Origin of the sequence: Clostridium manihotivorum, assembly GCF_004015185.1 — a bacterium.
Lineage (GTDB): Bacteria > Bacillota > Clostridia > Clostridiales > Clostridiaceae > Clostridium_AR > Clostridium_AR manihotivorum.
Map to the genome: position 1 here is coordinate 5,400,605 of NZ_CP025746.1, position 25,937 is coordinate 5,426,541.

Here is a 25,937-nt window from a genome sequence, read left to right on the forward strand (position 1 = left end):
ATATATGTAGTATTTTACTTATCGCTTAAAAGCTTATCTAAGTAAACTGACTTCATCTGCTTACTTGCCATAGCCCTCTTAATCGGTGGTAGCTTTAAAATAGACGAAAAAACAGCTGCCATAGCTCTATGACTAAAAAGTGCTTTATTATCAAAGATAAGTTCTTGAAGCTGACCCTTCTCAATAGCTTGAAGAACAATCCTATGAGTAGTACTAGCAGGTGTTATTATCTCCTTTTCCCTATGTTTAAGATATATGGCTTTCTTTGGACAATTTCTAACACATACTCCACAACCAAGACATATTCCCTCATCTACCACAGCTTTCTTAGTTAAAGGATCAAGCTTCATAGCTTCAATCGGACATGCTTTTGAGCACTTTCCACAGCCTACACAGCTTTCCTCTACTACCTTAGGAAGAAAAGCTGTAGTTTGTATAGGTGCCATATATCCAAATTTCTTCACAGCCAGCATGCCTTCACAGCAGCAACCACAACAATTGCACATGAACACCGAACCGTTTCTAACATTTTCCCCACACTGTACCAGATTGTAATCGTAGGCCATGTTTAATATATCTAAGCCTTCAGAAGCATCTATTTTTCTTGCATAACCATGCTTACTTAATGTATGTGCTGTATTGCCAAGAGTTATGCAGGTTTCCATAGGAGCATCACAATTTTTTCCTAGATGCTGCATCTTATGTCTGCAAAAACACATACTAACAGCAATATGCTTTGCTTCTTTTATAACGTTGCTTGCTCTGTCATAGTCCATTATCTCAAGTTCATTCTGCCTAGATAGCACTCCTTCTTGAACGAATACCTTTCCAAATCTAGTTTCAGTACCTAAGAATAAATCCTTAATAAAATCCTCTTCTACATTCAGGTATTGAAAATAAAGCTCAGATAAAGTTTTTTGATCTATATCATCCCTAGTCCTCATAAGAGAAAATTCAAAAAAGCCTATCATAGGAGGTGGTAAACAATATTCTTTTTTACCATCAAGATCAATATCCATCAAAATAGCCTTGGATGCCAGTTTTTGTAAAATATTTTCTGTCTCCACTTCATCTTTCTTCCATATGCTACTTGCAGCCTTAACTGTAAAGGGCTTAATAGGAAGCATAGCCACTAGCTCAGCCTCTTTTTCAGTGAAAAGCATACTTAATATTTTGTACAATGTCTTTGAAGGCGGTGCCCCTTGAGGAAATCTATTAATTCTTTCCTCTAGCATCTTGTAAGCGTTTTTATTTGAAATATGGGACATATATTCACAACCTTTCTATATATGTTTTAATTTTACATTTGCTATTGATGTAAGTCAAAGAAAAAAGGCATATATAACTTTAAATTTATATATGCCTAAGTTCTATTTAATTAATTATTTTCTCATACTCTTTATTTTGTTAGAGTATAACATAACTCCGCCAGCTAATATTATGAATATACCTAATATAGCATAATCTCTAGTAGAAACTCCACCAGTCTTAGGTAGGTCGGATGTATTGCTAGTGGTATTATTTGATCCAGCATTTGTATTGCTTGATCCAGTAGTTGTGTTTCCTGCCCCAGTAGTTGTATTGCTTGATCCTGTAGTTGCGTTTCCTGATCCGGTAGTTGTATTGTTTGAAGTAGGTTTTTGATCAAGTCCTTTAGCGCTAACTAATGTAAAGGAACTGAACTTATTAATAGTAAATTCAAGACCAAGTTTATCACCATTCTTATAAGAAAGAACTTTTCCTTTTATTAATTCTTTTGTTCCATCATGGTGTTCTACATAAACCGCAAGATTATTTAGTATATCTTTACTATCTTTTGTTATTGAATCTGGCAATGGAAGCACTAAAGTCACTGTACGGTTCTCCATATTTGTTTCTATAGTCATTGGTCTTCCTATAACTTCTACAGTACTATTGCTTGCATATTTCTTGATTTCTGAAGCATCTTGTAACCTATCTTGTACAGATTTTATTTCAGAAGCTTGCTTTATTGGAACAATTCTAAAATAAAGATCGTCATTGAAGTTAGTCAAGGAACTGCTTGGAACTAAGATTCTACCATTTTCTGTGTATACTTCAAGGTCAAGCTTATTCTTTAATATTTCAGTTAAAGCTTCTTTTGGTGCACCAACATATACTTCTGAAACTTTATCATCGCTGTCTGGAACTGAAAGACGTACATTAGTATATCCATTTTCCAATGCCTTTTTTGCAGCTTCCTTTGCATTGTCTTCAGTTATATTAACATTGTCTTTAACAACTCCGTCTGAAGTTGTTGTTCTAGTAATAGTTGTCTTAGTAACAGATGAACCATTAGCTATATTTCCAGTTTCAACATCAGCATTTATTACTTCTTTCTTAATGTCTGATTTGTTTACTACTAAAACATATTCTCTCTTAGTATTCTTATCTTGAGCGGTAACTAGTATTTTAATAGTATTTACTCCAGTATTTAATGCTATAGCATCCTGTGAAGCCTTACCATTGATAGTAACATTAGCAAGACTATCATCAAGTACAGGTTTTACAACAATACTTGAAACATTGTTATCTACATCAACGCTATACTTTAAAGTAGCTGAATTAAATATTGGGCTTAAGGTACCTTGATTTATAGTTAGTGTCTTCAAATTAGCATTTGTTGATGGATTATTTTTTATAACATTAAGCTTAAAGTCTTTAGTTTCCTTAATATTATTTTTTGTTAAGGTAGCTGTAAGAGTTACTGAGGCATCTCCGCTAGCATAAGTTGGTCTTACAACTTTTCCTGCTTCACTTATTACATCAGCTTTACTAGAGGACCAGCTTACTGTAACACCATTAGATCCTGTAGTTGGAAGTGTTATATCCTTACTTACACTGCTAGAACTATCACCATAAGCATATCCTATCTGTAATGCATTTTTTGCTTCATCTACTAATTGAGTATCACTCTTTACTACAGTAACCTTACCTTCTGTTACCTCAGTACCTAATCCTTTTCCTAATGCATCAGTAAAAAGCAGGTTATTTGGAGAGCTCTCATCTATAGTAAGAGCTTTGTCTCCAAGATTGTTCGATTTAATTTTTAGTTTTACTGCATAAAGTTCTGCTGCACTGTTTATAGTCTTATCTCCAGCAGTAGTATCTATCCATGCTGCTTTCAAGTATCCCGAAGTGTTATCAAAGTTTGACCAAAAGCTTGAGCTTTCACCATACTTATTAGTAATATCCATAACTTCAAAAGTAGCTGGATCATAGTTAATCTGCATACCATAAGATGCTACTCCACTTCCTGGCTTACCTATACTTATAGGAACTTCAACTACATCGCCAACAGACCCTTGTACATTTCCTATGTTTACTGCAAATTTACTACTTGTCATTGTATTTATCAAAGCTTGAACAGCTTTAGCTTTAATTCCGAAAAAAGAAACTAATCCGATGACCATTATTAAGCTAAAGCAAATACCTAGTGCTTTTCTAAAGGACTTCGATCTATAATTCATTTTTTTATCCTCCTAAGTTATGTTATAAACCTCTATTAATATATAGAATGGCTTCCAATATATTGGTATATATTTTGGTTGTAAACATCCCATTCCTTTGAATAATAGACGTTATATCCACCGATGATGCCCTTCTTTCTTACCACAGTATTGCCATCTGCAACTATTGGCTTGCTTCCAACAAAATTAGGATCACCAAGCACATCCACTATTTGTCCGCTCTTTTTCAAAACTATGGCGTTTGTAGTTGCTCCGAATATATTAAGCTCTTCGTTATAGTATGTAGCATTGCTTATATCAAATAAGTCATAGAAATTAGTATTAATTGCTATGTTTACCATTCCGTTATAGGCTGAAACTGGTGAAGTTACTACACGCATTTTATTTGTTGATGGAACCCATTGATACACTTCTAGAGTATATGGTGTATTATTAGGATCTGGATAATTAATTCCAGTATTATTATATATTTCAATAGCTACTCTATCATTAGGGCCTTGCAGATATTCAGATATAAACATACCAGCAACCTGTGGTCTTTGCTTAATCATTGAATCAGTTAGGGTTATATCTGACCAAGCTTTTATTCTGTTGTAATTATCCACAGACACAGCATATATATGCTGACCGCTAGTAACAGGAAGGTTAGTAGTACTTCCTAATATATTAGTGTAGACTGAAGCTGAATCATTAGCATTAGGTCTAGTATACTGACCAGCAGCTCCTACTACATACTTTATTGTTCCAGCAGGCAGAGCCGAAGCTTTAGTATTGTCCACAACATCTCCTGGGCCAAATGTAAGTCCAGCTACATTAGGTGCCTGACCTTCTATTTCTGCTTTTATAGGCATAGGCTTCGTAGTTATATCCTGTCCACTTTCTAATCCACTTCCCTTTACTGTAATGCTAAAGTTATTATAATCTGTATCAAAGTCAGCTCCTGAATTATCTAACAGAACCATATATGAATTAATATCATACGGAACAACTGCAACAAGCTCTACACCTGCAGGTGCATTGTTAAGTGTGAAGTCTTGTTCCGATACAGTATCTTTGAACTTATCTCCATTTATAGCAACCACTATAGTTGCTCCTGATAAAGAACTTTCTGTAAGTTCGCCACCACCAAATACTGAAGCATTTAAGTTTCTTGTTGATATTTTAAATACTGCCGCATCGTTTTTAGCAGATTCATTACCTGCTTCATCAGTAGCAGTTATAACATAGTTATATTTGCCTTCTGGTAGATCTCCTATGTTATTAGCTGATACAGAGCCATCTTGCGTACTAACACCAAGGGTTATAGGGCTTTGTAGCTCGTCCGCATCAATCTTGCCATCACCATTTGCATCATTCCATAAATAGGCTTTAACAGTAGCTCCACCTTCTGAGATTGCTCCTGCTACTCCAGAAATACTGTCTTGTGTAGGAGCATCATTATTTATAAAGTTGAATTTACTTATGTCTACTGAAGGGGCTGTTGTATCAGGAATTATTACCTTAGCGCTTGCTGAGCTTAAAACTGCTTTACCAGTTTCTTGTCCACTTGCAGCTAAAGGAGTAACCTGGAAGAATATGTACTTATCTCCATCTTCAGCAGCTAATGTATACTGCTTTGAAGTAGCTCCACTTATTAGGACCTTGTCGCTACCATCTGCATTTGAGGCTCTATACCACTTGTAAACTGAAGTTCCTTCTGCATCATTTTCATCATCAGCATAGTTATAGCTTGCTGAAAGAGTTTCTCCAATTCTTGCTGTTCCAGTTAATGTAACAGCACTAGCTGATGGAGCATCATTTGAATTAGTTATTGTTAAATCTTGACTAGTTATAAACTTATTACTTTCTACAGCACTTGCTTTTACATCTACTAAAGCATCACTAATAGTTGCATCAAAATCTGTTCCATCAAAACCTAATGTTATTTCTACTGAACTCTCATCTATAAAGGAAATGTTCTTTATGCTAGTTCCAGCTGGTGCATTTCTTAAATCAAAATCAGATGAAGCTGCTGTTTGCTTAAAAGAATCTCCTCTCAAAGTTAAAGTTAAAATAGCTCCTTCTAGATTATTCTCTTCTACAGCTCCTCTATTTGAAACAGCTACATTTAAGTTTCTTATAGCAAAGCTTAGAACAGAACTTTCATTCTTAGATGATTCATTGCCTGCAGCATCTGTTGCCGTTATTACGTACTTATACTTTCCTGGAGTTAATTCTCCTATACTAGCTGGCAATACTGATCCATCAGCCAAACTAGTGCCTAAATTTATAGGACTTAGTAGCTCTAGGCTATCAATCTTATTGTCATTATTAATATCAACCCATGGATAAGCCTTAACTGTTGCTCCACCTTCGGATATAGCATTAGCTATTCCTGAAACGGCGTCAGAAAAAGGAGTATTATCTGTAAATACAAACTTGCTTGTATCTACGGTTGGCGCAGTTGTATCTGGTATTATAATCTTTTCACTGGCAGAACTTATAACTGTTCTTCCAGTTGTTCCTCCACTTACTGCTACTGGAGTAGCTTCGAAGAATAAATACTTATCTCCATCTTCTGATGTTAATGTATATTGGCTAGCTTCAGCACCGCTTATTAATACCTTATCGGAACCATCTTCCTTTGAACCTCTATACCACTTAAATACTGAAGCTCCTTCTGCATCATTTTCATCGTCAGAATACTTATAGCTTGCAGTTAAGGTTTCTCCAACCTTTGCTGTTCCTGTAACTTTAACGTCACTTACTACTGGAGCATCATTAGAATTCTTTATTATTTGGTTGTCAGTTAATATAGCCTGTCCACTAACAACTGCAGTTGCTTTTACTTCTAAAGCAAAATTATTAATAACTGCATCAAAATCAGTACCATCAAAGGCTAAAGTTACATTTACATTTCCTTCATCGATAAATGAAACATTTTTAACAGTCAATCCTGCTGGGCCGTTCTTTAACACTATATCTGATGAAGCTATAGTATTCTTAAAAGAATCTCCTTTTAGCTTTAAGGTTATTGAAGCATCATTCACATTATTTTCTTCTAGTAAGTTTCTGTTAGAAAGACTAGCTTCTAATGCTCTAATCGCAACATTTAAAACAGAAGCTTCGTTTTTAGCTGATTCATTTCCTGCTGCATCCGTTGCAGTAACAACATATTTACTATAATAGTGCGTTTTTACTTAAATAATTTTGACCTGTTGTAAAATGAAATTGAACTAATAAAAAAATCCATAGTGGATTATTCTGTGTTATGATTTAATTGCCAAACCAAAACATACACGGAGGATAATCACTATGGACTATCAAAATAATAACACAGAATCACGTAAAAATAAACATTTGAATTTTAAAGAGCGTATGATTATCCAGCTTCGTATAAAAGATGGCCATTCAGCTTATAGGATAGCAAAGGAACTAGGTAGACCAATCAACACTGTTTTAAATGAAATTCGTCGTGGAACTACCATTCAAATTAAGCAAGGAAAGCACATTGAAATATACCTTGCCGATACTGGCGAAGCCGTATATAAAAAGAATCGCATAAACTGCTGCAGTACTTTTAAACGCTTAAAATGCAGTGAATTTATCAAGTATACTGTGGATAAAATTAAAAATGCTTCATGGTCACCAGATGCTTGTGTTGGTAGAGCTATCGCTAACGGTAGTTTTGAGCGATCTCAAATGGTCTGCACAAAAACATTGTATAACTATATAGATCTTGGCTTATTAGATGTAAAAAATACTGATTTACCAATAAAGCTACGTAGAAATACAAAGCCTGCTAGGGTTAAAAAGCACAAGAAGAAACTTGGTTCTAGCATATCAGATCGCCCAGTAGAGATAAACACTCGTAATGAGTTTGGTCATTGGGAAATAGATACTGTTATTGGCGAAAAATCCAATAATGATAACGCACTTCTTACAATAGTTGAACGTAAAACTAGATATGCTATGGTTGTAAACATTAAATGCTAAAACCGCTGAAGCTGTTACTGATGCTCTAAATAGAGTACGCAGTTTATTTGGCGACCAGTTTAGCCAAGTTTTTAAAACTATAACTGGTGATAATGGTTCAGAATTTGCTAACTTATCCACACTTGAAAATGAAACTGATACAAAGGTATATTTTACTCATCCATACTCATCTTTTGAAAAAGGTACTAATGAGCGTCATAATGGTCTGATACGTCGTTTTATCCCGAAGGGTAACCGTATTTCAAACTATACTTCTGATGAAATTGCTTTCATAGAAGAATGGATGAATACTCTTCCTAGGAGAATACTTAACTACAAAACTCCTGAGGAACTGTTTGAATCACACCTGGATCAAATTTATAAACTCTAAGTAAATGCAAGTGTTTATATCATAAATAGAAATTAGTTCAATTTGTTATTGCAATTAGTCCTTAAATAATTTTACAGTTAAATAACCAAAAGATTAACTAAGCTATTTTTAATGTTTTAAAAATTTCTTCTAGTGACTTTCCGGTAGCGGCAGCTTCGTAGATATATGTTATTTTAGATTTTATTAGAGCTTTCTTGGCTGATTTATATCCAGTATTAAAGTGATATGATTCATTAGAGTATAATTTGCAGTAAGTATAATTTATAGTCATTATTGCAAGATATCTATTGATACTCTTTTCACTTCTTACTTGATATCCGTCTAGTCCTAAGTAAGTTTTACAATCTCTAAAAAATGGCTCAATCGCCCATCGGTCAGTATATTGAGTTAAAATATCTAAGGGAACTAAAGAGTTATCCAATGCTATAAATGTTTTTAGTGAACCGTCTTTATGGAAGGAATCTTTAGGATAGCTTAAAATAATGGTAACATTTTTCTATCCTTCAAATCTCCAATATAGCTATAAATATAGTATTCTTGATCTTTAACTGTGACAAGGTCAAAGTCATCTATATCGAGTGTTGTTGCAAATTTATGAAGTTTTACTCCGAGCCTTTCATGTCCTTTAGGATAAATTACTCTATTAGTTTTTATAGCTCCTATGTAGCTGTAACCAGCTTTTTCGGAACTATTAAAAATAGCTTTACAACTATACCAACTATCACACAACACATAGCCTTTATTTTCAGGTTTAGGTAGTGATTCAACTAACTTTTGAGTTAGTTCTATTTTACTCATAAAATCCTTATCGTAAATGTCTATTGAATAAGGAAGTACCAAACCATCACAAGAAAGCAATGAAACTAAAATTTGATGACCGTACACTGTTTTACCTTTGAGATGAGAATTATGAAAAGAACATTTTTCAATAATATTTTTAGCCTTTGACGAGGGCTTAGTTTTTTCAGAAATAGTATCATCTATGATAAAGTATATTGGTTTGTTAGTTTCTTTAGATTTGCTCCAAATTAATTCTACAACTAATTTTTTTAAGGCTTTAATTAAAAAATCTTCATTCCATGAACTGCTTGCTAGAAATCTAGTAATACTGGTTCGATGCCTTTGCGAATTGAAAGACCAGTTGTAGCACTTGGAGTAACTTCAAAGAATATGTACTTATCTCCATCCTCTGCCCCTAAAGTATATTGCTTAGATGTAGCTCCATTTATTAACGCCTTATCAGAGCCATCTGCTTTAGTAGCTCTATACCACTTAAAGGTTGATGTGCCTTCTAAATCGCTATCAACATCAATAAAGCTATAGTTTCCACTTAAAGTTTGCCCAACTGTTGTATTTCCATTTATGTATACCTTGGTAGCTATAGGAGCATCATTTATATTTCTTATGCTAACTGCTGAGTTCGAGAATATACCACTATTAGGCTTTCCTAAATAAGTATTCATAATCACATCTGCATCAGCATTTGTTATCTTTCCATCTTCATTTAGATCCATACGGCTCTTATCTGCATCGGTTGGAATATCCTTACCACTAGTAACACGGTATATCAATAATGCATCTGCTGTATTGATAAAGCCATCCCCATTTAAATCACCTAATTTATTCAGCTTAACTTCAAATTTATCTACTAATGTTGATTTTTCATCTGACGCTGTAACAGTGATTATGGCAATACCTATAGACTTGATATTAAGCGTTAAAGTACTTCCATTAACATTTGGAGTAATTATATTACTATCACTTGACAATGCAGTTATAACAAGCTTGCTGCTATCAAGCATATTAAAATGCTGAGATAAATCTATTGTTATAGTTGAACCTACTACATTAGCACTAGGTTGCATCCAAGCAATATCCTGTGATATTGCTATACTTTTCTTAGGAATTATGGTGTCAGCCTTTACCTCTTTCATGTATAAAGTAGAGGTGTCAGCCAATATAGAACAGGAAATCAAAATAGATTTCTTAATATTAGAAGAATATCTAAAGTTGCCAAATTTATTGCTCATCTTCTCTCTCCTTTTTTGCGAACATATCTAGTTAATACTATATTATCTTAATAAAGATTATTCAACGAAAATCATTATCAAAATTGGAATTTTCTAAAAATTAATAATAAATTCCACACAAAACTCATATATCCATATTATAAATCTATTAACACTAATTCATTAATATGGATATTTTATCTCTAAACAAATATAAACTGCTCCATATGAACAAAGCAATTATTTTGACCAATGCCAAAATACCGTTTACAATGTTACTTTATGAAGTAGTTTATCTTACTTATAAATAATATTTCTTATTTAGTTTTGTATTCTAAATTTATTATACCTATATATATTTCGTATAAATTTTGCACAGCTTTAGTTATATCTATAAAAAGAGTTGCTGAAGCGAACTTCTTCAGTGAGATATTTTTGCCCATCTGCCTTCTCTGAACGTATGTGAATAAGTTCTGTCAGGCGAATATTATTTATTTTTTTACTTAATAGGAATGAATATTGTTTTTTCCCTTGGACTGAAAAAATATTCTTCAACTGTATTTATCCACTTATTAAAATGTTCTGTCTTTAAATGCCCCTCCATAGCTTCTTCAGATTCATATACCTCATATAACAAAAACTTCCCTGTTTCATCTGCAGATTGTAAAAAATCAAAGCTTATTACTCCCTTTTCCTCTAGAGATCCTTTTTGATTTTCTAATGTAGCCTCTATAAATTTATCTATGTATTCTGGTTTTACATCAAATGTAACACTTTTTACTATCATAACTCTTTCTCCTTTACTAAAAACATATTAATTCTTTGCGCAAGCTCATTAAAGCATCGGATGACTGACCACTTAATTTCAATATGGTTCTTTAGAAAAGCCATTATCATAAATATTATAAGTTATACTTTCATAACTTGTATCGAAATAAGCTTCATATATTCATTTTTATCTAGATTGGTAAGGGTACTCAGCAAATCAGTCTCATAGGCATTACCACAAACAATATACCCTTCCGTCTCTATGCTAGATAAAAGCCTCTCATAAGCAATATACATAGTTTCATAAGAACCTTGATGATAGGTAGAAGCATATATACCAGCAGGTTTCTCAAACTTTACTATATCTATTCCATTAAAGTTTTCTGATATATTTATACCGAAATAAGCGGTATTTCTGAAGCTTCCCTTTAAGATATCTTCTTTTTTTATTATATTACACACTGGATTCTCAAAATCGATTTGAAGACGCTTAGAATGATTACAAAGCTTAATAAAACTTTCCATAAAGGTCTTTTCATCAGCTTCTTTACATTCTTCAACCATATATAACTGTCTCTCCTCTTCTGAGAACTTAACTGCTTTAAAATCACTAACAGTAATAACCTTTTCTAGAAGCCTAGCTCGTCCATCTATCTTCTTACGGATTCTATCCATTTTTTGAATTTCTAATTCAAGTTTTTCCTTTTGCTTTCTGAGCATCTCGATACAACTTTGAGCATTACGTTCCTTAAGGTAATCCTTTAGTACATTAATTGGAACTCCTAAATCCCTAAATGTTAATATGGAATCTAGCTCGTCTGCCTGCTCTAAAGTGTAATATCTATATTCCTTTTCCCTCTTAGCAGGAGAAATTAGACCTATTTTATCATAATATATTACAGTTTGCTTTGTAACTCCAAGCATTTTGGCAAGTTCACCGGTAGAAAGATATATTTTATCACTCATTTTAATATGACCTCTTGACTATATAGTTACTATACCCCTTATTATAACTATTGCATAATATTTATACAATATAAAGAAAATGGGGACAACATATGCTTGAAACAAAAAAAAGATTACTTAACAATAAAAATATGATAATTGCCATATTTGCTTTAGCTTGGCCTTCTATTATAGAGCAGGCGCTTCAAACCATAGTACAATACGCCGACTCTGCAATGGTAGGACGTATAGGTCCTGAAGCTTCTGCTGCTGTAGGCCTTACCACAACAGTAACCTGGCTTATAAATAGCCCCTTCTTTGCAATGGGCATCGGTGTATTAGCTTATATATCTTTATCCATAGGGGCTAAAAAATATGAAAAAGCCAAAATAGCAGCTGTTCAGTCCATCCTAATAACTATCGTACTTGGTGTTATAGTTGGAATAATTACATTGTCTGTTAGCCCGTTTCTACCTAAATGGCTAGGTGCTGATGTCTCTATTCAAAGAAATGCCTCTCTTTATTTCGGGATTATTTGTCTTCCAATGATATTTAGAGCTTCAAGTATAATATTCGGGGCAGTACTGCGTTCAACTGGAGATATGAAAACTCCTATGATGGTTAATCTTATTATGAACGTGGTCAATGTTGCCTTAAACTTTATACTTATTTATGATAGCAGAAGCTTAACTATAGGAAGCTTTAAACTTAATATTTATGGAGCAGGTTTAGGAGTCGTCGGCTCTGCTACTGCAACGGCCATAGCACACTGTATAAGTGGTTCGTTGATGTTTATTGCCCTATACAGAAATAAGCTAGTATCTCCTAAAGGGCAAAAGATAAGACTTAATAAGCCAATAATGAAAAAATGTATAGAAGTAGGCTTCCCAGTATCCCTAGAAAGAGTTGCAACCTGTCTAGGGCAGGTAGTATTCACCTCACTTATAACAAGACTTGGTACAGTAGCACTTGCAGCTCACTCGATTGCAATTACTGCAGAGCAAGCCTTCTATATCCCAGGCTATGGTATGCAAGCTTCTGCAGCAACCCTTGCTGGAAATGCTTTAGGCGAAAAAGATGAAAAGAAACTTCATCATACCTCTACTACAATAATAGGAATTGCAGTTGCAGTTATGACCATAACTGGTGGTATACTTTTTTTATTTCCTAAGTTTATGATGTCCATATTTACTCAAGATCCTACAGTTATAAGAACCGGTGCCTCAGTGTTACGTATAGTAGCTATCTCTGAGCCAATGTTCGGTGCTCTCATAATCTTGGAAGGAATATTTAATGGTGTAGGTGATACAAAGACTCCATTTTTCTTCTCAGTATTCTCTATGTGGGGCATCAGAATCCTATCAACCTTTTTATGTGTTGGGATCTTTGGCCTTGGATTAAAAGCTGTTTGGTTATGTATGGTAGCAGATAATGTGGTAAGATTCCTACTATTGCTAACTAGATTTATAAGTGGCCGTTGGAAGAAGAAGCTGAGCTTTGATAAGTAAACTTATTTAAATTTCTCTCTGAGTATAGGTCTAAGGCTAATGTTAAAATTCTATAGATAAAATAATACCTCGGTGAAATACTATAAATAAAAATATGAGAGGTATTAAGATGTCTAATATTATATTATTTATTGTTATTGGCCTCTTGGCTGGTATTTTAAGCGGCTTATTTGGTATTGGAGGAGGAGTAATAATTGTTCCTGCACTTATATACCTATGCAGTTTTACCCAACTCAAAGCTCAAGGGACTTCATTAGCTGTACTGCTTCCTCCTGTTGGTATTTTAGGTTTTATTGAATACTACAAGAAGGGTAACGTAGATATAAAAGGTGGGATTATAATATGCCTTATGGTTCTTATAGGCTCTTTACTTGGAAGCAAAATAGCTCAAGTTATCTCTCCTGATTTATTGAAAAAAGGATTTGCCTTATTTATGATAGCAGTATCTTTAAAGATGCTTTTTACTAAGTAAGTGTTCTCTAAATATAACTTTCAAAAATTATAAGCAGACATAAAACTAGGTTGTCTCCTTGATTTATGCCTGCTTATATTAGATATAAACACTGCTAAAAATAGTGTTACTTATAAAGTTTTCAGAGTTCTAGTTGTTTCCTCTATCATCTGCCTTGCCCAATGTCTATGAAAAAAATCTTGCAGCCGAATAAATTTTATTCTTTACTGTCTACAACTTCTTTCCCCATACTGCAACCCCGTATTGATCTTTTCCTGTAATTGAAAGGGTTGGCTCATCTAGCTGCCAGTCCCAAGCTGGAGTTACCTTGTATGTCTCAACAATATTACCATAAGAAATTACAATTGTAGTACCATCAATATATTCCCAGTGTCCATTAATTGAGCAGCATGTAAACTTTCCGTCTTCTGCTAAGGTCATAGGTACTGAATTGATAACTCCTTGAGGTATAAGAAGGAACTAGCTTTATTCTCTCATACTCTCCTGCAATAAACTCTTTGCTTATATTTTGAGTTTTTTCACCTGCATAACATTCTGGGTTTAACACAGGCCATCCATCTGGTGTCCAGAACATTTTATATACATGCATAGTAGCTATTTGAGGGACCTTAAAATCATGCTCTCTTATATGGCATACAAGATACCACTGATTGTCAAAGTCTCTTAAAACTGAATTATGCCCTGGCCCCATATATCCTTGACCATCATTAAAATGATAACCACAGGCAACCATATATCCAACTTCATTTTTGTAGTCCTCTAAGTCGTTCATATCTCTTCCGTTAACATCATAGTATGGTCCGGTAACGTTCTTACTTCTTCCAACTCTTATATTGTAATCACTTTTTAGTGATCCATAAGAAACGAATAGATAGTAGTATTCTGTGTCTGGGTTATATCTTATATAAGGTCCTTCTATAGCACAATCAGCCCACTTTGGTCTACGAGCTATACATTTACCTATTCCTTCTTCTGCAGCTAAACCTGTGTTTTCATCAAGCTTTATTATGTGACATCCACCCCAGAAAGATCCATAAGCCATGTACTGCTCTCCTGTTTTTTCATCTACTATAAGATTTGCATCTATAGCATTAACAGGCATATCTTCACTGGTTTTTAAAACACAGCCTCTAGGAATAAATGGCCCTTCTGCATTGTCAGCTACAGCAAGGAATATGCAGGATTGACGTACCCCCCAAGTAGAATTAGAACAATATAATCGGTATTCATTACCTACCTTAATTATATCTGGAGCCCATATCCCATTATCTCCAACCCAATCAATGGATTCCTTTGGTGGATCCTCAACAACCTTGCCTATATTTTCCCAAGTAATCATATCCTTGGATCTTCTAGCTATTGCTCCAGTGCAATAAGTATAATAATTACCTGATACAGGGTCATGGTATATAGCAGGATCATGTGAGCCCCATAAACTTAATTTATCTGGCTCTTGTGGTTTTTCACCAGGTACAAAGATTGGTTTAGCCACTGGAACTGGTGGCTTACTAGGAAATTCTATATTACAATTATCAAATTTAGCCATTATTATCCTCCTTAAAACTCAAACTTTGGTAAGTCACATTTTTTTGCAAAACAAGCTACTCCATTGGTGTCTTTTCCAGTCAAAATAATAGTAGGTTTACCTAGTTCATCATCATAAGCTTGCTTTATCATATAAGTCTCTTTATAGTTTACATAGGTAAATTTTATTGTTTGAAAGTCTATAAGCTTCCAAGCTCCCCTTATACTTCCACCTAGTTCTATTCTTCCCTCAGCATATTCAGGCATCTTTACTGCCCAAGAATTTCTAGTACTGCTTGCACCTTGCATTTCTTTATCTAAAATATCTAAGGATACAGAATTGAAAACTCCCTGAGGCAAAGTAGGGGTAAGTTTAATAAACTCATAAGGACCAATTAATCCCTCCAGTGTTAGTGTTTCTTCTTGAATTTCTTTGTAAGGCTCAGGACTTATAACAGGCCATCCATCTGGAGTCCATAATAACTCTCTAACTTCAAAGTTTTTTTCCTTTTCTTTGCTATTAGAAAATGCTTCTTGTAGAAATAACCACTTACTATCCTCTCTTTCAAATACTAAAGGTCTACTCACTGCAACTCTTCCATAGGAATCATCAAATCTATACCCACAAGATATCATAAACCCAATTTCCTCTTTATAGTCATATGGATCTGTGAGACTTCTATTATTTGCATCTAAATAAGGACCAGTTATCTTTTTGCTTCTTCCTACTCTTATATTGGCATCCAAATTTTTATCACCATAAGTTACAAATAAATAATAATAGTTTGTTTTCTCATTGTATACAACATACGGTTCACTTATAGCTTCTCCAACCCATTTAGGTCTTCTGGCAACACAAGTACCAAAACCTTCTATATGAGCTAGTCCATTTCTTGGATTTAAATGCAATGCATATATACCATCTCTTCCATCTCCATAAAACAGATAATGCTCTCCTGTCTCAACCTCCAAAACAGGATGAGGATTTTCTGCTGAAACTTTATCATTTATATTTGAACTTATAATAGGTAGACGTGACACAAACTCATCTTCCAAACTTTTAGCTGTAAATAGATTTATACTACTAGAAGTCTCATCATCGGTATAAACGGTTTCATAAATCCTATATTCATTAGCTGCCTTTATAGTATTAGCACCGATGAAGTTTGGTATTAATGTTTTAATATTTTTTAAAGTATATACCATATTATCTTCCATCCTCTCTCCCCTTTTATACTTTCTTAAGCTACGTTATCCATTAAGGTTTCTCATATATATATCATTCTTCAAAGCTTTTGAAAGCTTAATGTCCTATTTTTAATATATCATGTGAGAAATTATATATCAATAATCAATTTATATATATATAAAATAATTGACACTATACTAAAACATTTAATATAGTATCAATACTCATACTTTTTATCATAAAAAGCTTTTAGCAATATTGCTATTTAATAAATATATAAGCTCCATCACCTTCTAGAAGTAGCTTTAAATTATACCTTTCATTACCAAGTTTGTTGAACTGATCTTTTGTTACAAATAACATAGCATTTTTTGTTTGATCCTTTAAAAATCCTTCAAGACCTTCATTACTTGGCTTTAAATCAGCATAAAGCTCTGCACTTAAAAAAACGTTTTGTTCTCTTTCGCAGTTGTACATATATAATGGCTTACCTTTATATTCTAAGTTGTTTCCTATAACCTTCATTAGTTCCTGATTACTATCCATGGTTATAATTGAAATATTTTGAGATATTATAACTTCGTATTTATATGCCGAAAAAGTTACCATAGCTATTATAAATAACTGAGATAATATATTTCTCTCTTGTTCCTTTAGTATAATACTCACAGTTATGCCAATCCCTATAGCCATAGCAGGGTACATGGGAAGTATATACCAATTAATTTTAGTTTTTACAATGCTGTATAGAATAAAAGGAACAAGAACCCACGTACACATAAGAGTAACACCATCTACATAATTTTTATTTGAAATGTATTTTTTAAGTAAAATAAAAAAGGATAGCATTCCACTTACAAATACGACTATCCAGTAGAAATAGTTTCCTTGAAGGTAGTCAACATAATAAGTTAGCCCCCCCGTATGCCCTTCCAAGCAACTTGAACTTCTAGCTATCAGATCATAACCTACCATGGTCTTTATAAAGTTTAGTCCATCTCTTTGATATCTTAGTATTATCCATATTAAAACAGGGATTACAGCACTTATTATGGCGCCAATAATGTATTTAATTTTTATCTTAAATAGCATCTTCCTAACGAAAAAATATATTATGCCTATAACTATAATGTTTCCTGCATGCCAGCTTTTCGTGAGAAACGCAAAGGCAAAAGCTGCGCCAAAAACATATAACCAATTCTTGTTTTTTTCAAATAGAATTAATGATAATATTGCTATAGTAAAAAAAAGAACATATATTGAGTCTGAGTCTCCTGATCTTGCACAGTGGTCTATAATATAAGGCATGGTGGTGGTCATAACAACAGTAGAAACCAATGATTCAATTCGACCATATAAAGAAAAACTAAACCATGCTACTATAAATATTGTTGCTAAACCTGCAATAGCTGATAGTAGCCTCAAACCCAAAGTAGTGTATCCAGCTAGTTTATACCCAAGTACTATGGACCAGAAACTTATTGGCGGTTTTAAGTTCCAATAATCATTCAGGTATCCATATGTATTAACTATATAATTATTAGACCTTATCATCTCATATGCACTTACTCCATGCCGTGCTTCATCCCAGCTACGTATAGGAGAAGTTCCCAGTCTATAAAATATATTAAAGCAAGCTACTAATAATATTAAAATTACGAGAAGATAATACAATCTTTCTATAAATCTTATTATTCTATCCAAAGGTTTGGTATTAAATAAATTCATATAAGTTCTCCTGCTAGTAAAAATTTATAGTGATTTAAAACTATTTATTATTTTTCCCATTTAAATAATTTATATAACAGAAGTAACTTTTAAATTTGCCTCCTTTAAAGTACTGTGTTGAAATTAATTAGTCACTCATCCCATGCTTTAACGATCTTATACATATAGCATCTCCTTCATAAACACTTAATTTCAACAAAGTTATTAAACATAGCCTTAAATTTAATTATACGGTAAAAAATAGCCGCTAAAGCTAACGACTTCAACGACTATTTTGGCAATGTAAAATTATTTACAAACTTGAACATATTAATTTACTTTATTCTATACTCAATCAGTGATGCTTTAAATACAACTTACCCTCTAAGGCTTAAAAGCTTATTCTTAAGCTGTTCTTCGATATGCTGTAGCTCTACTTCAGCTTCTCTACGCTTCTGACGTCCTTCTGTTTGAATTCTAAGAACTTCATCAAGAGTAGATATTAAGGATTCATTAGTTGCTTTAAGTGTATCTATGTCAACAATACCTCTTTCTGATTCCTTTGCTGTCTCTATAGTTGACATTTTAAGCATCTCTGCATTCTTTCTTAAAAGCTCATTAGTCATATTGGTAACTTCATTTTGAACCCTAGCAGCATTGGTAGAATGAGCAACCCCTAGAGCTAAAACAATCTGACTTTTCCATAGTGGAATAGTATTGACAAGAGTTGATTGTATCTTTTCAGACATTAAGGAATCATTGTTTTGAACCAATCTTATCTGCGGTGCCATCTGAAGAGAAATCATTCTAGTCAATTCTAAATCATGAATTTTCTTCTCAAAGCGATTGCAAAGTGCCATAAAGTCATTAGTTGCTTGAGCATCTTCTGGGAGTCCTGACGCCGTTGCTCTCTCAGCTAAGCGTGGAAGCTCCTCATTTTGAAGCTTTTCAAGCTTCTTTTTTCCTGCAAAGATATACATAGATAACTCCTTAAAGTAAACCTTATTTATCTCGTACATCTTATCAAGCATAGCTATATCTTTTAAAAGCTGTACTTGATGGTTCTCAAGTTCATTACTAATCTTATTAATATTACCTTCAACCTTTTCGTATTTTGCTTTCATACGAGTTATCTTTTCTGAAGTCTTTTTAAATAATCCTAAAAATCCCTTTTTCTCTTCTTCATTCTCAAAGCCTTTTAGTTCCGACACCACATTGGTGAGCATATCCCCAATCTCACCCAATTCCTTAGTCTTTATATTATTTAAGGCACTTTCAGAAAAATCAGCTATTTTCTTCTGAGCCCCAACCCCGTACTTAAGAATCGAATTAGAGTTATTAATGTCTATTTTATCTACAAAGTCATTGACCATCTTTTTTTCTTCTTCAGTTAAAAAACTATCATCAAATACATCTGCTTTCTTTTTTTCTTCTTGAACCTTTACAGAATTATTAACTTCTTCCTCAAAAGGATCAAAGGTCAAGCTTGGTGTAATATCAACATTTTCGTTTATTCCATCTTTCATTCTATGTTCCTCCTATTAGCTATATGTAGATGTTCCACTTCGTAGTAAAATTTAGATTTTCCCATTGAAGCGGTACATCTTTATCTACTTTTCAAAATCTTTTTTAGTTAGACCTTCTTGGGTAAATAGTGTCTCAAGCACAGATATATCCGTAGAAATATCCATTGCTACATCCTCAAACAAATCATCTAGAAGCTTCTCAAAAGCAATGTTTATAGTATCTATTGTATTATTTATCTCTTTTTTAGAGTTTCTAATATTCTCTCCCTCTACTGGTTGCTCGTTTAGTTCCTTATATGCATTAACAAGCTTTAAAGTAATAGGCAGATAATGCTTAATAAACTTATTTACAGAAGACAACTTTTTAGGATTTTTCTCTATAAAGCTAAGTATTTGACCTACAATGCTGTAAAGCCTATCCAGCTTTAAACCTATTTCCTCTTCATGAATAGATTCCTTAACTGCCTTTATCTGCTGGATATAGCTATTTCCTGTTTCAACAACATATCTCAGCTCCTTCTTTTCCGGATCATTTACCTCTTGTTCCATCTTCTCTTTTTGTCTTAATTCATCTTCTTTACGCTTCTTAAAGGCTTCCTGAGTTGCTAAATAATTTTCGTAAACCTCGTCACTTAACATGAAGAATTTATTTTCATCATCTATATGAGCTTCTGGAAACATACCTAGATCAATCATTTTCTTTAAATCTTTAACTACAAATTTATAATTTTCTCCGATAGATCTAGACAGCTTTTCAATAGAACAGTAAGTGTTACCATCAAGAGAGGCTACATACTTTTTAAACCGTCTTACTCTCTTTCTTAAGCTTATTCCTCTAAACATCATCCCAAGACTTAATAATAAAACAGCTAGTAGAACACCTATACTAATTAGGTTTGCCATTAAAAACTTATTATATAAAGATATAAATACTGTATAAGCTATAACTTGAGTTCCCAAGGTAACACTTCCAATAGCACCAAAAACTATATATAAAACTCCTGCTACGCTTCCAGAAGGTTTTCTATCAACATAATTTCTTACAGCTCTTCTTTCAAATCTTTTTTCTATCCTTTGTTCTGCTCTTTCTACCCTTCTTTCAGCTCTTTCCATTCTTCTATAAAACTTATTTTTTTCTTCTATTTTATCCTTCATCTTTTCGTTAAGTCTTTGAGTCTTATTTAGAAGGTTTTCTTTTACATCGTTTATGGTATTTTCAGCTTTGTCTTCGATATCTTTCTTTAGATTATTAAGATCAATATCTATATAATTGAATGCATTTTTTACAGTGGCTCTAATTTCATCTTCCAGGTCTGAAAAATCTCTTCTACTCATCTTCCTATGCCTCCAACTCAAATTTACTTATCAAAGATGTATAACTTCAATCCGAAAACTATTTTTAATATGAAGTTATACATCTATATAAGAATATGTAATAATCAAAATATTGTGGCTTTATTATATATCATTCTTACATAAATTACAATTTACAACATCTTTATTATTTTCCATTTTTATTACAATATTCCTCTATAATTTTTATGTTTTACAAAAGATTAATAGTTATATATTAATCAATTTTATCTTTATTTTTCCTTTGTATTAGATTAAAATTATAATGATTATCAAAAATACGTTATATTTTAAGTAAAGATGTACAACTTCAATCCGCAAATATAAATTTTATTATGAAATTGTACATCTATAAGAGTTATTTCTTATTATTTACTCTTAGCTTAATTTAAATATGCAATAGGAGATGTGAGACTATGTCAAATGAAATTAATTCTTCTAATTTTATTAGAAACATAATAGTAGAAGATCTTGATAGTGGTAAACACGACGAGATAATAACTCGTTTTCCACCGGAACCTAATGGTTATCTACATATAGGACATGCTAAATCAATTCTTTTAAACTTTGGTCTAGCAAATGAGTTCAAAGGAAAAACTCATCTAAGATTTGATGATACAAACCCAGTTAAAGAAGATACTGAGTATGTTGAATCTATTAAAGAAGATGTTAAGTGGCTTGGTGGTAACTGGGATTCTCTTTTCTTTGCTTCTGATTACTTTGAAGAGATGTACAACAGAGCTGTGCTTCTTATAAAAAAGGGAAAAGCTTATGTTTGTGATCTTTCACCTGAACAAGCTAAAGAGTATAGAGGAACTTTAACAGAGCCAGGTAAGGAAAGCCCTTACAGAAATAGATCAATTGAAGAAAACTTAGCTTTATTCGAAAGAATGAAAAATGGTGAGTATGCTGATGGTGAAAAGGTTCTTAGAGCGAAAATAGATATGGCTTCCCCTAACATAAACATGAGAGATCCTATTATATACAGAATTTCTCACTCTACTCATCACAACACTGGAGATAAGTGGTGTATATATCCAATGTATGACTTTGCTCACCCATTGGAAGATGCAATAGAGCATGTGACTCATTCTATATGTACCTTGGAATTCGAAGATCATAGACCTCTTTACGATTGGGTTGTAAGAGAGTGTGAGATGGAGGCAGCTCCAAGACAAATAGAATTTGCAAGATTAAATATGACCAACACTGTTATGAGTAAAAGAAAGCTTAAGCAGTTAGTTGATGAGAAGGTTGTTGATGGCTGGGATGATCCTAGAATGCCTACAATTTCAGGTTTAAGAAGAAAAGGTTGTACTCCTGAAGCCTTAAGAAATTTCTGTACTGCTATAGGAGTATCTAAAGCTAATTCTTTAGTTGATTCTCAAATGTTAGATTACTTCATAAGAGAAGATTTACAAATGAAAGCACCACTAGCTATGGCTGTGCTAAGACCTCTTAAACTTGTAATAACTAACTATCCAGAAGATCAAACAGAAATGCTTGAAATAGAAAATAATGCTAAGGATGAATCTCAAGGCAAAAGACTTGTTCCATTCTCAAGAGAATTATATATTGAAAGAGAAGACTTTATGGAGATCCCTCCTAAGAAGTACTTTAGATTATTCCCTGGAAATGAAGTTAGATTAAAGGGTGCCTATTTCGTCAAGTGCAACGATATAATCAAAGACGAAAATGGTGAAGTAATAGAAATCCATTGTACTTACGATCCAGAAACAAAGAGCGGTTCTGGATTTACTGGAAGAAAAGTTAAAGGGACTATCCATTGGGTAGATGCTAAAACTTGCGTTCCAGCTGAGTTTAGATTATATGAACCTTTAATATTAGATGATGAAGAAGAAAATGAAGGAAAGCACTTCTTAGAACAAATAAATCCAAATTCAATGGAAGTACTTCAAGGCTTTGTTGAACCAACCGCCTTCACGGATGCTAAACCTCAAGATAAGTTCCAAATGGTTAGAAACGGTTTCTTCAATGTAGATTCTAAATACACTACAGCTGAAAAGCTAGTATTTAACAGAATAGTTTCATTAAAATCATCTTTTAAATTGAATCAATAATTAGTTTAAAAGGCTGCCTAAGCGATAGTTTATTTAGATAATAAATAACTAGATGATTTCTTTTGCAGCAAAATAAGAGCCACTGAAGCAATATTCTTCAGTGGATTTTTCTTATTATAGGCTATGTTTAATAACATTTTTGAAATTAAGTGGTCATGAAGGAGATGCTATATGAGCGAGCAACTAGAATTAAATGATTTTTTCAGATGGAATGGCGTTAATAAACTGTACTGTTCGAACGTAGTGAGTTTACAGTTTTAGCCATGGAATATGAAAAAATCATATTAATTCTTTGCGCAAGCTCATCTAAGCATCGGATGACTGACCACTTAATTTCAACACGGCTCTTTAATAGATCCTTATTATAGAGCTAAAAACTTCTCAAATCTGCTTCTAGTCTTTTCTTCACCCATAATTTGCATTATAGTATAAAGATCTGGAGTGTTATTTCTATGAGCTATTGCACTTCTAACTGCACCAGCAACGTCAGAAATCATTCCCTTGAATTGATCAGGGTTTGCCTTAAATTCCTTTCTGTTAGCACAGTATCCAAGCTTAGTTCCTATTTCCTTTAAGTCTTCAAACCAAGCCTCTTGGCTTCCAGCATTGAAGTTAAATTCGTTTTTATAAGTTGCAATTATCTCTTTTGCAGCATCTAAAGTAAGTCCCTTAGGAAGTTCTACTTGCTCTACTGCTTCTTTATCGAATAATTCATCAAAGAAGTAGAAGATCTTATCCCTAACTTCATCCCACTTAGCAAAGTCCTTTCTTGGCTTTGGACCTTCTTTATCTATATTAAAAATCTCCTTAGCCATAGCTTCATTTGCTGTAACTAATTTGTACATATCTTCATCAAATTCTTTAGCCCAAGCTATATAGTTACCATAAACATCAGTAGCCTTCATAGCTGCTATACGATCCTTAGATACATCATTTAACTTCACTAAGTCAAACAATGCACCACTCTTACTCATCTTATCTAACTGAACATCAAACTCATGGTAGTCAACAGTAGGATTTTCAGCTCTCCACTCTTCAAAAGTAGAGTTGACAATATTAAGTAAGTACTCTATTACAGTTACAGTTGGGAATCCAACTTCCTTGTAGTAAGAAACAGCAGCTTCAGCATCTTTTCTCTTTGAAAGTTTTCTCTTAGAACCACCATCTTGCTTCATTATCGTAGGAATATGAGCATATCTAGGAAGCTCAAAGCCTAAAACTTCGAATAATTGAACGTGTATAGGAAGCGATGATAGCCACTCTTCGCCTCTTATTACATCTGTGGTTCTCATTAGATAATCATCTATTGCATGAGCAAAATGATAAGTTGGAAGTCCATCTCCCTTTATAAGTACCACATCTTGATTATTTTCTGGGAAAGATATATCTCCCTTTATTAAGTCATGGAACTCTACTCTGTTCTCTGGATTTCCTGGAGATTTTAATCTTAGGATATACTTTTCTCCTCTTTCAATTCTCTCTAGAGCTTCTTCTTCAGTTATATTTCTAAACTTTGCATATTCTCCATAATAACCTGGAGTTATCTTTTGAGCTATTTGTTTTTCTCTTAATTCTGATAATTCTTTTGGAGTACAAAAGTCTGGATAAGCCAATCCCTTTATTAATAAGTCTTTTGCAAAAGTATTGTATATTTCAGCTCTTTGACTTTGTCTATAAGGACCGTACTCACCTTTAGAGGTATCTTCACTAGTCATTCCTTCATTGAAGTCTAAACCAAAATGATGCATGGTAGCTATTGTATCCTCTATAGCACCTTCTACTTCTCTCTTTTGATCGGTATCCTCTATTCTTAAGTAGAAAATACCTTCACTTTGACTAGCTATTCTTTCATCAATTAAGGCAGCAAACACCCCACCTATGTGTTGGAATCCAGTTGGACTTGGTGCATATCTAGTGACCTTAGCACCTTCTTTAAGATTTCTCTTTGGATATTTTTCAATATAATATTCTGTTGAGTACTTAACCTCTGGGAATATTATCTCTGCTAATTTTTCGAAACTCATTAACTTCATCTCCTTTATTGTTTATGTTTATAAAAATTCGCTAAAGCGATTTTTTTACTACTATGGTTTAGCTAACAAAAATTTTTTATATTTTTCTTTACAGTAAAAAAAGCCCCTCGTCCTATAATATTAGGACGAAAGACTTACTTCCGCGTTACCACCTAAATTGATTAATTTCTTAATCCACTTAATTATTTTTAAGGGAATAACCCCATAAATATACTACTCTTGATGAATTTCTATTTATTGCTCCAAAGCTTCCTTCAATAGTTCTAAATTCTAGGCTCTCACCTTCCCTAGATCTCTTTGATTTAAAGTTCTATTTACTCTTCTTTATCAACGCACTTTATTATTTTATGGTTATTTATTTACAAAATACAAATCAATTATACATTTTGAAGTTTTGAATGTAAAGATGTTTATTGCTTTCAATTACTTTTTTCTTTTAAAGTAAAGTTTTTTGTATACTAGGTAAACAATAGCTGATGAAGGTATGTTCAATAATCCAATAATTCCCCAAAGCCATGGATTGGGAACCTTATCTTTGATTGCATCTCTAAAAATCAAGGTTCCCTGAATAACTACAAGTATAATGAGAAAAATAATTTGTGCAACTGTAAGCATCATACTTCCCTCCTTACTTTTCTTTTAAGAAGGATGTCATTTAATGCCAGTAATATAATCAAAAGTCCTATTTGACTTATAAAAACTACTTCTATTTTCATCTTTGTATAAATAAAACCTATAAAAGCAGCTATTATAACGGCTACTAATAAGAACTTGAAGGTTTCTCTTCTAAGCTTCTTTTTATTCCTTAGCTTTAATCCTTCTCCAACAGTTTTACTTACATCTACTCTAGTTAAAGATTGTTGGTCCAACTTTTCTATGATTGTCATCTTATCCAAAGCATACTTTATTTTCATTGCTTCAACATCTTTTGTATCCAGGGTTTCATCGTAATACTTATCTATATTCTCATTATTATTAAAAGGCTTCAT

Annotated in this window: 18 protein-coding genes, 2 pseudogenes and 1 other annotated feature; of the genes and pseudogenes, 4 read left to right on the forward strand and 16 right to left on the reverse strand. The window is 33.1% G+C overall.

Translation table 11 applies throughout. The features are described from left to right. Window positions 1-14 precede the first annotated feature (14 nt). From C1I91_RS24120 to C1I91_RS24130, 3 genes are all read right to left on the reverse strand, one after another. Window positions 15-1,268: a 4Fe-4S dicluster domain-containing protein gene (locus C1I91_RS24120; protein WP_128215193.1), complete on the reverse strand. Its 1,254-nt coding sequence runs from the start codon at window positions 1,266-1,268 to the stop codon at window positions 15-17. Window positions 1,269-1,382: 114 nt separating this feature from the next. Beyond that, window positions 1,383-3,488 (reverse strand): immunoglobulin-like domain-containing protein, encoded by a 2,106-nt coding sequence (locus tag C1I91_RS24125; RefSeq protein WP_128215194.1) that lies wholly within the window; start codon window positions 3,486-3,488, stop codon window positions 1,383-1,385. Between the two features lie 35 nt (window positions 3,489-3,523). Beyond that, complete coding sequence (locus C1I91_RS24130; protein ID WP_164880643.1) at window positions 3,524-6,517, reverse strand: hypothetical protein; 2,994 nt, start codon at window positions 6,515-6,517, stop codon at window positions 3,524-3,526. A gap of 265 nt (window positions 6,518-6,782) precedes the next feature. On the opposite strand from C1I91_RS24130, the pseudogene C1I91_RS24135 reads away from it, so the two are divergent. Continuing rightward, window positions 6,783-7,833 (forward strand): annotated as a pseudogene (locus C1I91_RS24135) (IS30 family transposase). 97 nt (window positions 7,834-7,930) lie between these two features. On the opposite strand, the pseudogene C1I91_RS29875 reads toward C1I91_RS24135, so the two are convergent. From C1I91_RS29875 to C1I91_RS24160, 4 genes and pseudogenes are all read right to left on the reverse strand, one after another. Continuing rightward, window positions 7,931-8,961, reverse strand: a pseudogene (locus tag C1I91_RS29875) (IS701 family transposase); the annotation flags it as partial. Continuing rightward, window positions 8,925-9,863, reverse strand: coding sequence for a dockerin type I domain-containing protein (locus tag C1I91_RS24150; protein WP_128215198.1), 939 nt, complete (start codon window positions 9,861-9,863; stop codon window positions 8,925-8,927). The gene C1I91_RS24150 and the pseudogene C1I91_RS29875, both read right to left, overlap by 37 nt. A gap of 478 nt (window positions 9,864-10,341) precedes the next feature. After that, window positions 10,342-10,629 carry a putative quinol monooxygenase gene (locus tag C1I91_RS24155; protein ID WP_128215199.1) on the reverse strand — a complete coding sequence of 96 codons (288 nt, stop codon included), beginning with the start codon at window positions 10,627-10,629 and terminating at the stop codon, window positions 10,342-10,344. 122 nt (window positions 10,630-10,751) lie between these two features. After that, a complete protein-coding gene (locus tag C1I91_RS24160) occupies window positions 10,752-11,576 on the reverse strand; it encodes a MerR family transcriptional regulator (protein WP_128215200.1) in 825 nt (274 codons plus the stop codon). A gap of 92 nt (window positions 11,577-11,668) precedes the next feature. Here C1I91_RS24160 and C1I91_RS24165 point away from each other — a divergent pair, with 92 nt between their 5' ends. After that, window positions 11,669-13,063 carry an MATE family efflux transporter gene (locus C1I91_RS24165; protein ID WP_128215201.1) on the forward strand — a complete coding sequence of 465 codons (1,395 nt, stop codon included), beginning with the start codon at window positions 11,669-11,671 and terminating at the stop codon, window positions 13,061-13,063. A gap of 109 nt (window positions 13,064-13,172) precedes the next feature. Then, complete coding sequence (locus C1I91_RS24170) at window positions 13,173-13,535, forward strand: sulfite exporter TauE/SafE family protein (protein WP_128215202.1); 363 nt, start codon at window positions 13,173-13,175, stop codon at window positions 13,533-13,535. A 210-nt stretch (window positions 13,536-13,745) separates the two neighbouring features. Here the strand turns inward: C1I91_RS24170 and C1I91_RS24175 are convergent, their stop codons facing one another. The 6 genes from C1I91_RS24175 to C1I91_RS24200 form a co-directional block, all read right to left on the reverse strand. Then, window positions 13,746-13,955 carry a lipocalin-like domain-containing protein gene (locus C1I91_RS24175; RefSeq protein ID WP_128215203.1) on the reverse strand — a complete coding sequence of 70 codons (210 nt, stop codon included), beginning with the start codon at window positions 13,953-13,955 and terminating at the stop codon, window positions 13,746-13,748. Beyond that, window positions 13,912-15,081, reverse strand: a complete 1,170-nt coding sequence (locus tag C1I91_RS24180; protein ID WP_128215204.1) for an arabinan endo-1,5-alpha-L-arabinosidase — start codon at window positions 15,079-15,081, stop codon at window positions 13,912-13,914. The genes C1I91_RS24175 and C1I91_RS24180 overlap by 44 nt, the downstream gene beginning before the upstream one ends. 11 nt (window positions 15,082-15,092) lie before the next feature. Next, window positions 15,093-16,277 carry a glycoside hydrolase family protein gene (locus tag C1I91_RS24185; protein WP_128215205.1) on the reverse strand — a complete coding sequence of 395 codons (1,185 nt, stop codon included), beginning with the start codon at window positions 16,275-16,277 and terminating at the stop codon, window positions 15,093-15,095. A 232-nt stretch (window positions 16,278-16,509) separates the two neighbouring features. Then, window positions 16,510-17,976 (reverse strand): ArnT family glycosyltransferase, encoded by a 1,467-nt coding sequence (locus tag C1I91_RS24190; RefSeq protein WP_128215206.1) that lies wholly within the window; start codon window positions 17,974-17,976, stop codon window positions 16,510-16,512. A gap of 356 nt (window positions 17,977-18,332) precedes the next feature. Next, window positions 18,333-19,481: a toxic anion resistance protein gene (locus C1I91_RS24195; protein ID WP_128215207.1), complete on the reverse strand. Its 1,149-nt coding sequence runs from the start codon at window positions 19,479-19,481 to the stop codon at window positions 18,333-18,335. A gap of 84 nt (window positions 19,482-19,565) precedes the next feature. Beyond that, complete coding sequence (locus C1I91_RS24200) at window positions 19,566-20,816, reverse strand: 5-bromo-4-chloroindolyl phosphate hydrolysis family protein (RefSeq protein WP_128215208.1); 1,251 nt, start codon at window positions 20,814-20,816, stop codon at window positions 19,566-19,568. Window positions 20,817-21,250: 434 nt separating this feature from the next. Between C1I91_RS24200 and C1I91_RS24205 the strand changes: the two genes are divergently transcribed. Further along, window positions 21,251-22,915 (forward strand): glutamine--tRNA ligase/YqeY domain fusion protein, encoded by a 1,665-nt coding sequence (locus tag C1I91_RS24205; RefSeq protein WP_128215209.1) that lies wholly within the window; start codon window positions 21,251-21,253, stop codon window positions 22,913-22,915. A gap of 362 nt (window positions 22,916-23,277) precedes the next feature. On the opposite strand, the gene gltX is transcribed toward C1I91_RS24205, so the two are convergent. The 3 genes from gltX to C1I91_RS24220 form a co-directional block, all read right to left on the reverse strand. Further along, entirely contained in the window at window positions 23,278-24,939 is a 1,662-nt protein-coding gene (gene gltX, locus C1I91_RS24210) for a glutamate--tRNA ligase (RefSeq protein WP_128215210.1), read from the reverse strand. Between the two features lie 127 nt (window positions 24,940-25,066). Further along, window positions 25,067-25,288, reverse strand: a binding site (T-box leader). Window positions 25,289-25,371: 83 nt separating this feature from the next. Continuing rightward, window positions 25,372-25,566, reverse strand: a complete 195-nt coding sequence (locus tag C1I91_RS24215; protein WP_128215211.1) for a hypothetical protein — start codon at window positions 25,564-25,566, stop codon at window positions 25,372-25,374. After that, window positions 25,563-25,937 (reverse strand): hypothetical protein, encoded by a 375-nt coding sequence (locus tag C1I91_RS24220; protein WP_128215212.1) that lies wholly within the window; start codon window positions 25,935-25,937, stop codon window positions 25,563-25,565. The genes C1I91_RS24215 and C1I91_RS24220 overlap by 4 nt, the downstream gene beginning before the upstream one ends.